The 11,894-nt window shown below is 29.2% G+C and carries 14 protein-coding genes and 1 pseudogene; 3 read left to right on the top strand and 12 right to left on the bottom strand.

Features of this window, described 5'->3' with window-relative positions; translation table 11 throughout:
• Positions 1-275 precede the first annotated feature (275 nt).
• Both ACFSX9_RS13120 and ACFSX9_RS16085 read left to right on the top strand, forming a co-directional pair.
• A complete protein-coding gene (locus ACFSX9_RS13120; RefSeq protein ID WP_379808416.1) occupies positions 276-488 on the top strand; it encodes a transposase in 213 nt (70 codons plus the stop codon).
• Positions 489-783, top strand: a pseudogene (locus ACFSX9_RS16085) (hypothetical protein); the annotation flags it as partial.
• Between the two features lie 837 nt (positions 784-1,620).
• Here the strand turns inward: ACFSX9_RS16085 and ACFSX9_RS13115 are convergent.
• The 12 genes from ACFSX9_RS13115 to ACFSX9_RS13060 all read right to left on the bottom strand — a co-directional run bounded on the left by ACFSX9_RS13115 (position 1,621) and on the right by ACFSX9_RS13060 (position 11,126).
• Positions 1,621-2,304 carry a hypothetical protein gene (locus ACFSX9_RS13115; protein WP_379808414.1) on the bottom strand — a complete coding sequence of 228 codons (684 nt, stop codon included), beginning with the start codon at positions 2,302-2,304 and terminating at the stop codon, positions 1,621-1,623.
• A gap of 165 nt (positions 2,305-2,469) precedes the next feature.
• Complete coding sequence (locus ACFSX9_RS13110) at positions 2,470-2,952, bottom strand: hypothetical protein (RefSeq protein WP_379808412.1); 483 nt, start codon at positions 2,950-2,952, stop codon at positions 2,470-2,472.
• A 175-nt stretch (positions 2,953-3,127) separates the two neighbouring features.
• Positions 3,128-3,481, bottom strand: a complete 354-nt coding sequence (locus tag ACFSX9_RS13105; RefSeq protein ID WP_379808410.1) for a TIR domain-containing protein — start codon at positions 3,479-3,481, stop codon at positions 3,128-3,130.
• The gene (locus ACFSX9_RS13100) at positions 3,478-3,966 is read right to left on the bottom strand and encodes a hypothetical protein (protein ID WP_379808408.1); all 489 of its coding nucleotides are present in this window, start codon (positions 3,964-3,966) and stop codon (positions 3,478-3,480) included. The genes ACFSX9_RS13105 and ACFSX9_RS13100 overlap by 4 nt, the downstream gene beginning before the upstream one ends.
• A 26-nt stretch (positions 3,967-3,992) precedes the next feature.
• A complete protein-coding gene (locus ACFSX9_RS13095) occupies positions 3,993-4,919 on the bottom strand; it encodes a hypothetical protein (protein ID WP_379808406.1) in 927 nt (308 codons plus the stop codon).
• A 489-nt stretch (positions 4,920-5,408) separates the two neighbouring features.
• Positions 5,409-5,942 carry a hypothetical protein gene (locus ACFSX9_RS13090; RefSeq protein ID WP_379808404.1) on the bottom strand — a complete coding sequence of 178 codons (534 nt, stop codon included), beginning with the start codon at positions 5,940-5,942 and terminating at the stop codon, positions 5,409-5,411.
• Positions 5,943-6,096: 154 nt separating this feature from the next.
• Entirely contained in the window at positions 6,097-7,584 is a 1,488-nt protein-coding gene (locus ACFSX9_RS13085) for an AAA family ATPase (RefSeq protein ID WP_379808402.1), read from the bottom strand.
• 351 nt (positions 7,585-7,935) lie between these two features.
• Positions 7,936-8,748, bottom strand: coding sequence for an ATP-grasp domain-containing protein (locus ACFSX9_RS13080; protein ID WP_379808400.1), 813 nt, complete (start codon positions 8,746-8,748; stop codon positions 7,936-7,938).
• Positions 8,749-8,977: 229 nt separating this feature from the next.
• Entirely contained in the window at positions 8,978-9,652 is a 675-nt protein-coding gene (locus tag ACFSX9_RS13075; RefSeq protein ID WP_379808398.1) for an NRDE family protein, read from the bottom strand.
• Entirely contained in the window at positions 9,640-10,128 is a 489-nt protein-coding gene (locus tag ACFSX9_RS13070) for a DinB family protein (protein WP_379808396.1), read from the bottom strand. The genes ACFSX9_RS13075 and ACFSX9_RS13070 overlap by 13 nt, the downstream gene beginning before the upstream one ends.
• A gap of 1 nt (position 10,129) precedes the next feature.
• Positions 10,130-10,612, bottom strand: coding sequence for a peptide-methionine (R)-S-oxide reductase MsrB (msrB, locus tag ACFSX9_RS13065; protein WP_379808394.1), 483 nt, complete (start codon positions 10,610-10,612; stop codon positions 10,130-10,132).
• 70 nt (positions 10,613-10,682) lie between these two features.
• Positions 10,683-11,126 carry a DUF4268 domain-containing protein gene (locus tag ACFSX9_RS13060; RefSeq protein ID WP_379808392.1) on the bottom strand — a complete coding sequence of 148 codons (444 nt, stop codon included), beginning with the start codon at positions 11,124-11,126 and terminating at the stop codon, positions 10,683-10,685.
• Between the two features lie 69 nt (positions 11,127-11,195).
• Between ACFSX9_RS13060 and ACFSX9_RS13055 the strand changes: the two genes are divergently transcribed.
• Positions 11,196-11,837 (top strand): NUDIX hydrolase, encoded by a 642-nt coding sequence (locus tag ACFSX9_RS13055; protein ID WP_379808390.1) that lies wholly within the window; start codon positions 11,196-11,198, stop codon positions 11,835-11,837.
• The last annotated feature ends 57 nt before the right edge of the window (positions 11,838-11,894 follow it).

Raw genomic sequence — 11,894 nt, 5'->3', positions numbered from 1 at the left:
AAAATGAAACTAAAATTATTAGTAATATTATCTTAATTAAGTATCTCATTCAAAATGTTGTACAACGTCAGTCTGTGAAAAAACTAACGTTTTATTCTTTCAAAAATAGTCAAATTATTTTAATTAAAGGATAAAAAGTCGTATATTTAATGATGCAACACATCACAGGAATACCGCGTAATCAAATGTGTTTTTCTAGTTTATAAGACACTATTTCATCAGAAAATCCTATTCGATTTATAGATGCTTTTGTAGGTGCTTTATCTTCAGAAGCCTTGGGTTTTTTGGTTCAAACTATCAAATCTGAATGTCGCCCTAGTTTTTATACTAAAATATTCCTCAAATTGTATCTATATGGCCTTCGCAGTTCTAAAAAACTGCCAAAAGAATGCGTTAGAAACATTGAGCTTCAATGGCTTTTATGCGCGATATTTCCTAAGTATCATAGTATTTCTGATTTTAGGAAAAAGAACAAGGAAAAAAAATGAGACGACAGCATCCACAAAGAGCATTACGACCGAATGCACCAAAAGCTAAATAAAAACCCGGCATACACCAAGAAAATGGTTAGAGTACGAAGTAAAACAGTCGAACCTTTGATCGGAACGTTGGTAAATTTTACTAACATGAAATGCTTCAGCATTCACGAACTCCAAAAAAAAATAAAAAAAAGTGAGTAATCTAGTCAACACCAGAGGAATCAAAAATGCCAACAAACACGTCTTGATGGCGTCCTTGACTTATAACTTAAAGAAATATTTACGATTTGTCGTTAAAAAACCACACAAAATGTACAACTAGAACTGCAGAAAGCACACAGCTATATAAAAATGCATTTTTATGACCTAAAAATAGACTTTTTAAGCAGTTCATATTTTCTAAAAACGACACAAAACGTAAAAACCAACCTCGCTTAAATGTCTTTAAATGTGGTTGGTTTTATTGATTTTATCAAGAAATTTGATTTTGAATGATGTTGTGCAACGGTCACCGCTGTTGGCAGAAGTAGTTTTGCTTTAATTCATTTTTTCATGAACGATTAGGATTCTAGATTTTATTTTTTACTATTACAATCATTAGTATAGAACATAAGAATATTAAAAATATAATAATTATGACAGGAATGTTATCTCCAATTCCAAAATTATGTTCTTTATAAAGAGTCCAAGAATTATTTAGTTTAAGAATTAAAAACCAAATATTTATTGAAATTAAACCAACTAAAGAGAATCGTATTAAATTTCTTAATGTGTTTTTGATTTTTTCAGTATTATTCAACAATGTTAAGAAAATAAAAGTACGGCATATAAATATTAATAGTAAATATTTAGAATTTTTTATAGTTGAATTATGTCCACCAATCCCAACTATAAATTTTGAAATAAAGTATAATGGTAAAATTGAAATTAAAACTATTCTATAAATGTTAAAAGAGAGTTTATATATTTTATTCACGTTAGTTTTTTTTCTATTTCTGCTAACGTTTAATGGCTTTATAAAGTGGCTTTGATTAATCACAGACCAAAGCAAATATAGAAAAAATTATGATTCATAGAGGTTTTCCGAAGGAAAAACCAAGCCCAAGCCATTTTATAAAACCATTGTTAGCAATAGTTATTTTTAAAATAAATATATATTATACTTTGAATTTACAGTTCTATCTAAAATGTATGCGGGAATAAAAGTGCCAAAAGAATTAACCATATTAATTAAGCTTTTTTTATTAATAGATTCTATTAAATTATCCGTATCAGTTTCAAAATCTGTTAATTTTCCATTTCGGTCAATTAGTAAAACAATTGCTCTGTAAGGTCTTTTTTCTGTTGAAATTGGAGTAAAACATTCTTTTAAATATTTATTTAAATGATAATCATTTCCTGCATATTTGGCTTCGCTTTCAACAACGGGATAATATTTTGATATGTCCAACATTTTAGATTTTTGATCTCGACTTAAATTTTTATGCATTTCAAGAGTATTTATTCTAGTTTCAGAATAGATATCATTTCCAAATTTTTTACGTATCAAAAAATCCATTTTATCTATATAACATTCATCGTAGGCTTGATAATCAAATTCAAGTAGAATTGAATATTTGGAAAAAATGTAATATTGATAGAACATTTCAAAGTCATTGTCAGTATTGAATTCTATTTCAATATGACTATAATGTCCTATTAATTTATTGCTTTCAAAGTCAGAGATGGCTATTTTTTCACTGTTAAAACATTTTTGTGTTTGCTCATTTTGAGAAAACACTAGTTTTGATATTAGAAGAAATATAATTATAGTCGTATTTTTCATAAATGTTGCACAAAGTTTTGCAGCTAAAAGAAGTGGCGACGAACCAAAACCAAGCCAAAACAAATATAATGTAAACTTTTGAATTTTCGGAGAAAATTCGGAAGTATGCCCTTGCCTTAGCCATTACTTTTAACTTCTGTTAGCGGTAGTTTTCTATTTTCCTTCCTAGAATTTAGCCCAGTAATAGTCACTTATTTCAAATAATTTTTCTATAGAAATTTCAATTTTATTCTGATTAAAAACTTTAATATTGTTACAACTTAATAATAGATTATTTGCAACATAGTTTTCCTGTTCGTTTATTTGCCAGCAATTAATCTCAACATAATTTTCTACAATTTTTGCGTGAAAAATATCGATTTCATTATTAAATATTGCTTTTATATTTTGAATTATTTTTGGCTCATTAATTTCGTTATCAATTTTATTGTCTATAACAGTAAATAATTCAAGTTTATCAATTTTTTGTAGTTCAATATAAAAACAATCAAAAGATGTGTCAATTATTTCTGCTAAATATTGACAACTTACTTCAATGTGAAGTTTTTCAAGATTACCTTTCCAATTTTGTATTGTTCCGTCATGAAAAACAGAAAAAATTTTTTGAATTTTTTTTAGCTGATTCATAAGTGAAATTATTTTAAGCACGTTTTTTTTTAAATTACTACTAACGCTCTTGTATATGAAAAGTTGCGCTGAAAATACGCGATAATTTTTCGGTTGAAAACAAGCCGAATTTTTAAATTTTACTAATTCTTTTAATTTTAGGAAATTGTCAAACTTAAAAATTTGGTGACTTTCAAAAAAAGCCCGAACCTTTGTGTTAGTAATTACTCGCACTATTTTTTATATACGTTGTTAGCCACTGGCTTTTTTTCGCTTTTAGTAATTCAATTAGTTCATTGTACGGAATTTTGATGATACCCTTTTTCAAACTTTTAGCACTTTCTAATTCTATTTTAACCCAATTTGAATCATAAACACTTTCTGTTTCTATTAATACAATTTGGTCGGCAGATTCTAATTCCTTAAAAACCCTTTTTTGCTTATTATCTGAATCATTGTGAATCAAATCAATATATACAGTTTCAAATTCGGAAAGCTCATTATATAGCTTTAACAAAAATTCTTTTGTGATATTTCTATCTCGAGTAGTATAGCTAATAAAAATTTTCATCCGATAAGTCCTTTTATGAAAAGCACAAAGGCTATCGTGTTAAGAATAAAAAATATTTGATAAATCCTTACGGATGAATTCAAAAAGGCTCGTGATCGTCTATCCGATTTTTTCCGGTTATCAGGTAATGTATATTCGTCAGTTTCTGAATTTTCATCTTCAGTTGGGCTGACTGTATTTTTGCGTTTTAGTTTTTCAAATCTTTCATCCATTTTAGCTCTTAAATTCTCTTGATAGAAATATGTAAAACCATCTAAATACCAAAAGGTAAAAGTTAATACATAAATAGTAACAAAAAGAGATTCATCAAGTTTAGAATCGGTTAGTTTTATTATTGCAGGAATTGATATTCCAATCAGAATAATGAACATTTTTTTCAATTCAATACTTGCAGTACTAAACCTTGAAGTTGCAGAATGAAGTTGGTCAATTATTGTCCAATCAACTTCATCTTCAAATGATTTTTTATACTCCCTATTTGTCATCGAGATTTTTGTGTTTTTGTTTATCGTTACTCTTTATTAGCTAATGACTTATTACGTTTATAATAAATAAGATACATTATTCCTGGAACAACAATGTTTATTGCTGAATTCAATATTGTGTACTCACTTATAAATAATAAAACTACCGAAGTAATAAGAGAGAGAATAACCATATATAATATAATTTTGGTTCTTGAATTAAATCCAAAGTTGACGAGTAAATTTGAAATTAGAATCAATAAAGTTGCAAACTGAAATATTGTTGGAATAACTGGATTTGGTTCTTTAATCAAACTATATTCGTTCGAGGTTAATTCTATTTTTAGGTTAGTAAACTCATTATCTAATTCAGAAAGTTTACTGATTTTGTTTTTCCATTCATAAATTACGTAATGTTGAATATTATATGATTTATCGTACGGATTATCTTGTGGTTGATAGGTTATTGATAGAAGTGTGTCCCTACTTTTGCTGATTTCGTCTAACTCGTTACTGGCTAATAAATACTTATTGAATGTTCGTCCAAATTTTGAAGCATTTTCAGTATTGGCATATTTACTTAAAGAAATTTTTAAAGAATCTCTTTTTACTATTAATTTCGTTAAAATAGAATCCTTGATAATTTTAGAACTGAGATTGTTAATAGTTCTAACTTTTCTGGGTAAAACGTAACCATAGAGAACATTTAAGTATTTAAATGAGTAAAGATGTTCAGCATTGATTTTGGTATAAATTTCTTTATATGTCTCAACACTATCGGTAAGCTTAACTGACTCTAATTGAATCTCTATTAATTTCGACTCCCATAATTTCAAATCAGATTTAGAAAGTTGATTAAGTAGAGTTTGATATTCAATTTCACCTTTTTCTAAAAATCTATCAGGTTCAACCACTTGGGCAACAAGTAGAGAATTAAAGATTAAGGTCAGAATGATTGTTAATTGGAATTTCATTTTTTCAGCTTCTGGCTAACGGATTGCGGCTATCGAAAGCCACAAGGGTTTAAGACTAACCACAACAAATATAAAACAACTTTTCGACTCATAGAGGTTTTGCCGAAGGAAAAACTAAGCGTTTGTGGTTTTTGCTAACCGCTGTGCTTGTTGCACAACTATCAAATATACCTAAAAACATTTAGATAAATACGATTTTTTGTATTTTTAATTATGCAAGGAAAAAAGAATTTCGCACCCCAATTATTTGTTTCGGTTAATCTAATTGATTTAGTTTCAGCGGATAATTTCTATAGATTAGTAGTTTAGGCATACGACCTACATATTTTCATAAAAAGTGAAATACTCATTTCACTTTTTATGAAAATTGTAAAACTTAAAAACCAACCTCGCTTAAATGTCTTTAAAAGAGGTTGGTTTTATTACTTTTATCAGGAAATTTAATTTAAATGATGTTGTGCAACGGTCACCGCTTTTGGCAGTTGTATTTTAATTGTTCGCAATTCCCTTGGCAATTTCTTTTAATTCTGATTTTATATAATCTTTATATTTTGTTTGATTTGCGAAAATTAAAAGATTATCTGTTGATAAAAGTTGTAAAATCAGAAATTCATTTTGCTTATTAACAATATTATAATGTTGAATAATATTGCTTTTTGTAATTAAGATACTGTTATTGTCTACAATTAATTCATAACTATATTTTTCAACAATACCATTAATTGTTATTAGAAGTTCGTCATTATTTCTGAAAGTATAAATGATATTTTCATCAGTTTCATTTACTAATAGCCAATTATAATTACTTATGTAAGATTTACTTATATTTTGTTCAGCAATTTTTTTGACTTTTGTCAAATTGTTTCCGATAACATTTTTTGATGTATTGTATACTTCATTTAAGTTGTTTTCAGTTTTAGAATTGTTATTATTAAAGAATAAGTATTTAATAACAAGAACTAATACAATTAGTAATATTAATGTTGGTAATCCGATTACACCTAAAAAGAATAATTTATACATATAGTTTTTTTAATATAGTTGCTAACGTTCTCGCACATTGTGCCGTTTGTTACTTACGAAGACGAGTATTTTCGGCTAAATGAAAATACGATTTAAAAACGATAATTCCACTAAATTCGCAAATGGTGCAAGATGTGTTTTACCAGCAGTTTGTTTATAGTATTTTCCTTTTATCATTTAGAAAAGCTTCGACTTCGTACGCGTTGTCTTTTTTCCATCTGTTTATTATTTTAGCGTAACCAACACCAAAATTGCGCTTGTTAATACTATCAACAAACCAACTTTTATGCGTTCCTTTTCCATCATTAGTATAATTATTAAAACAGGTCAATTTTGTAAAATTATTCTCGTCATCCCAAAATTCATCTTCATCTGATAAGTTTTTGACGAATGTGTAGAAAATAGTTTCTGGTCTTGTATTAGAAGGCAGAAAAACAGTTCTTGGAGGAGTTTTTTTATTCTTAAATTTTTCTTTTACATCACCATCTAAAACAAAATAAACTTTTTTTAATATTACGTGGTTTGATTCTGCCATACTAACAATTGTACCGTCAGCAAAAGGTCCTTTTTCGATATTTATTATTTTTTTTAAGTCACTATTATTGATTAAGTTTCGAGTAAAATATTGAGCAACTTCATCTTCACAAACAAAATTTATTTTTTCAATTTTTGCTGTTTCAGAAACTTCATTTTTAATTTTCCGTTTCACGTATTCGATTGAGGGGTTTAATGTATTTTTTACTTTACCATCAACTAAATTAAAATAATTTACTTTTGTTTCATTTCCTAATTTGTTATTTAAATGTTCTAGTATTTCTATTGAATGGGTTGTGAAAATTATTTGAATATCAAGTTTTCTAGCATAACGAAAAAGCACATCAATTAATTTGCATTGTGATGCAGCATATAGTGTTGAGTCTAATTCATCTATTAATATTATGCCACCTTTAAATTCCTCCTTTTTTTTATCCTTTAAGATTTCAAATGAAATTAAGGCCGAAATTATTTGCGAAATATTATCCTGACCGGCTGAATTACCTAAATGGCCATAGGTTTCCGTTTGAATAGCTAATAATTTTTTATTAGTTGATTTTACAGGTTGAGGATTTACTTTGTCATTGATAAGAACAAATATCTCTCTAATTAGATTAGAGTATGTAATTGAATATTTTGCCGAAATTGTAGAGTCAAATGTTAATATTTTATTTTCGGTTGCGAGAGGAATTAATCTTTTCAATCCTAAATAAATTACAGGGTGATCTAAAGCTTTTCCTCTACCATCAAAATCAGTTCTGTATCTTTCGGGAGATTTTTCAGTTTTCACTGCATATCTTGTAGCTATTTGTTTGCGTTCTTCCAATAATGAACCTGATGATGTATAATTAAATGTTACTTCATATTCTTTTTCATAATCATTTTCGGGACAGAATTTAAAAACGTTTTTATAATCTTCCTTAAAAAATGTATCTAAAATTGTCAAATCTTTAGCTTTGTAGTCACACAATTGAGCAATCCACCCCAATATAGAAGATTTTCCGGTACCATTTAAACCAGTAATAATTGTTAGATATTTACCAAATTCGATTGTTTGATTTTCAATGTGTCTAAAATTTTGAATTTCTAATGTGTTTAATTTGGTCATCTTTCTTCTCTAAAATGATAATAAATTTAGCTTTTAATCCCTATTTCCGCTCAAATTGCAGGTAAATAGTTTATACCCGCTATTGTTTAGCGTATTATTTTCAAATATAATAAATAAACAATACTATTCGGAAATTTTTACAAATTTATAATCCTAAAAATCGTTCTACGAATTTGTCAATTAAAAAAAATCAAAGAATCAATAATTATAAAAGCTACTGAAATTAAGTAATATCTCTAAATTATGATTTTACCACAAGTTTGCGTGAGGGATAGTAGTGGAAATCCTTTTTGTTTTTCTTTTTAAAAACAAAAAGATTGTAGCGAAAAGCCCGACCTGAAAGGGCACGCCCTAAAATTCTAAAATGGTATCGTAATGCTTGTGGTGGTTTTTGAATTCTTGAACGCCTTCTTTGAAGGTAAGATAATTGGCACCGTTTTGCTTGTTGTGTTTGCTGATCAAATACATATAATGGAAGTGACGCGTGAGTTCTTTCCAGCCAAATAACAACGAATGTTTTGGATCATACATGTGCGTAGGTTCGCTAATTGCGCCATTGATTTCCACGATTTGAAAGTTTTTTCCTTGTGATAGTTCGGCAAAGGAATGATACATAATGTCCATTCGGCCAAAGTGAAAGCCTTCGATTTGCTGACAGATTTTATTGAAGCTTTCTGTCATTTCAGGTGTGATTTCAAAGCTTGCATCAACGAATTTGGTGCCACGGCAATGGTTGCCATAAGGAACTAAATTAATGGTTTCGCCAGGCTTTAAAACGATTGCTAATTGTTCTTTGTATTCTTCTTCGAGTGTTTCTAACTGAAATAAATAACGTAAATCTTGTTGAATTAATTCGCGCAAGGTGTTTTTACCGTTTCCAGTGAGAATCATAAATTCTTTAGAAACGATTCCAGTAATTTTTCCGGTTTGGTTTGGCAATTTTACATAAAAAAGTCCGATTTCATTTTCATAAGGAATCAAATCTTGTATCAGTATATCGAATTTTGCTTTCTCTACATAATTTTCTAATTCTTCCACCGTATTTATCTTTTTTACAGCAGTTCCTCTCAATCCAATGTTAGGTTTGGCGATGAATGGAAATTGAATGTTTTCGGTTTTAATCTTAGTAATGATTCCATTAATTGGTTCACTAGAAGAAATCAAAAGAGTTTTGGGATAATATTCTTGGGGAATTAAGTCGTAAATTTCTTTCTTTGATTCCAGGAAAAAACCGCCATTTTTAAAGGTGGGGTTAGAGGCGTTAAAATAAAAAAGCGATCTTGTTTTTATAGCATAAAAAAGGTACTGAAAATACACGGGCAAATAAACAACTTGGTACGGCCAATATTCCCAATTCGTGATTTTGTGAATGAAAAGTCTCAACTTCATCATGTTATGCAATTAAATCTAAATAGGACATTTCTATTTTTTCTGAAGTAATCAAACATTGCGTAATGCTGATGGTTTTCAATTCATTATTTCGGTTGATTTGTAAACCGTATGCTGTGTTTTGACTTTCTGTAAATTGATGAAAATCTAAAATGGTTTTCGCAGTTGGATTTTGGTTATTCGTCATAAAATCAGTAAACCATCTTTCTCTTTTGGCTCTAATATCTTTGGAATATAAGGTAGAGGAGGACCAAATGTGAGGTGAGTTTATAGAGAATTCGATTTTAGTTTTTTCAATTTCATTCCATTGCAGTTGGTGCAATTTATTATTTTCAAACAAGACAATAGTAAAAGGTTCGATGCCATTTAAATCGATGTTTTCCCAGTGGTTTAAACTATCAGAAGAACTCGCTAATTCCAAAACGATCAAACCTCTGCTTTTGCGATAGTAAGTTTTTATTACGTGCTTTTCTGAACCACCATTTAATAAAACAATTACTTTGTTATCGGTTTGTGCAATCCAAGTGCCACCGGCTTGTGGATCTTTTGGGAAGGTAATTTCACAACCATAAATTTCATAAGCGATAGGAGCAATAGCACGTTTTCGGGCGACTCTTTCATCTCGATTAGAAGTGATTGCAAATCCGGTTGAAGTAGGAATAAAAGTTACTGTGCACATTCTTTTCTATAAGCAAGAGTTGATGGCGCAACGCCAAATGAATCAGAAACTTGAATATGAGGCAAGCTAAATAAGGCCACTTTTATCAAGGCTTGGTGGTGAATATTGTGTTCTAAATTATATAATAATTCCCTAAAGTAATTAGTAGGTAACAACTCACTTTCACTGTAGCAATTGTGTACTAGTGAAAGTGATTTGTTTGGTTTTTCTATTGTTGTGACTTGATTTTCTAAAATCGCAATCGCATAATCAACATCAGTTTCAATTTTAATTTCTCTTTGTCTGATGTCGTAATTTATAATTTCAGTTTCGTAATTCGCTAACAAACAATTCATTAATTCGATACTATGCCGAATATGTTCGCCAATAGTAGCCTGACTCAACTTCAAATTTTTTGTAGTTAATTCTGCATTGGTCAACTGTCGAAGTAAATTTATGTTTTCTTCTAAATTGTTTTTTACGAAATGGATTAGCATATTATAATTTTTCCTCAGGAACGAATTTTACAGATACGGAGTTGGTGCAAAAGCGTTGTCCAGTAGTTTCTCTAGGTCCGTCATCAAAAACATGTCCTAAGTGACCGTTGCATTTGGCGCACATTACTTCAGTACGCACCATGCCAAAGCTTATATCTTTTTTATAAATTACAGAGCCTTCGATAGCTTTATCAAATGACGGCCATCCACAATCTGATTCAAATTTCATTTGAGAAAGAAATAAATCGTTGTTGCAAGCGGCACAAACGTACTTGCCTTTTTCAAAATGATTGTAATATTCACCTGTAAAAGCTCTCTCAGTTCCTTTGTTTCTTAATACTTCGTATTCTATATCAGAAAGTTGGGCTTTCCATTCTGCATCTGTTTTTTCAATTGCTGGTTTCATATTTTTTGCTTTTTCTTTTTCTTGGGATTGGCATGATTGTACCGTAATAACTAAAAGTACTAAAAATAAATTTTTCATAGGTAACATTTTTTCAAAATTAATAGTTTTAATTCAAATACTCTGTTAACTAATTTACAAATTATTTGAACTAGGTGTTGATTTCTAAATCTTTAATATAGTCTTCATGTTCATAGAAAAAGCGTTCAAAAGCATCCATTTTTTCGCTGAAAAACTCAAAAACTCTTGGCCAAGTGTTCTTGTTATTAATGCTTATTCCTTCGATTTCTACCCAAACGCGACTTAATATTTTTCCATTTTGCAAATAGAAATTGCGTTCAAAAATAGCATCTGGTAAATACTCTTCTACAAGAATATTTTTTAAAGATTCTACCTTCTCATAATATACTATACGTTTATTTTCGTCTTTTGGTTCTATATCTAATAAAACTTGTGCTTTTTTGTTGTCTACGTGAAATTTGAAAGTAACATCTTTGATTTTTGTGTTGTATAACAACCACTTTCTAGGGTATTCAGCGGCAAATGCTATCCAGAAATCTTTTTTTATCTGCAACGCTTCTTCTTTACTAAACATATTTTTTTATTATGAATGTTATTTTCTTTAAAAAATTGTTACCTTTAAGATTGCTAAAATTTTAAGGGTATGCTTTTTAAAGATTTTATTAAATATATTCCAAAGATAGAAAAAGAAAAATTGCTTTCTACGGATGCGCATGCAAAAATGGCACCCTTAGAACGTGTCTCGTATTTAAAAGAAGAAAATTACAAAAATAAAAACCCAAGACAAGCCGCTGTTTTAATGTTGTTTTATCCAAAAAATAAAGTAACGCACTTAGCTTTAATCGTTAGAAATACTTACCCTGGTGTACATTCCTCTCAGATTGGTTTTCCAGGTGGAAAAGTGGAGGAGTCGGATCTGAATTTAGAAGAAACCGCTTTGCGCGAAACGCATGAAGAAGTGGGGATTCACAGAGAAAAAGTAGAAATTATCAAACCATTTAGTCAGATTTACATTCCGCCAAGTAACTTTTTAGTCGCGCCATTTATGGGGATTTCAGAACAAGAATTAACTTTTATTCCTGATTTACACGAGGTAAAACGTGTTTTAGAATTTTCAATGGAAGATTTCTTGAGTGAGAAAAGTATTACTAAAGTTACTATGAGTACTTCCTATGCAACTGATATTGAGGTACCTGCTTTTATGGTGGATAAATATGTGGTTTGGGGAGCTACTGCCATGATGATGAGTGAGTTAAAAGAAAACATAAAAAGTGCTTTACTTTAGGATTAAATTAATAGTGGAATTTATACTTTTTTCCTTTGAAAAATGGTTGGTTTTACT

It is taken from the genome of Flavobacterium ardleyense (assembly GCF_042686085.1).
Lineage (GTDB): Bacteria > Bacteroidota > Bacteroidia > Flavobacteriales > Flavobacteriaceae > Flavobacterium > Flavobacterium ardleyense.
This window is presented reverse-complemented; position numbering and strand designations above follow the sequence as displayed.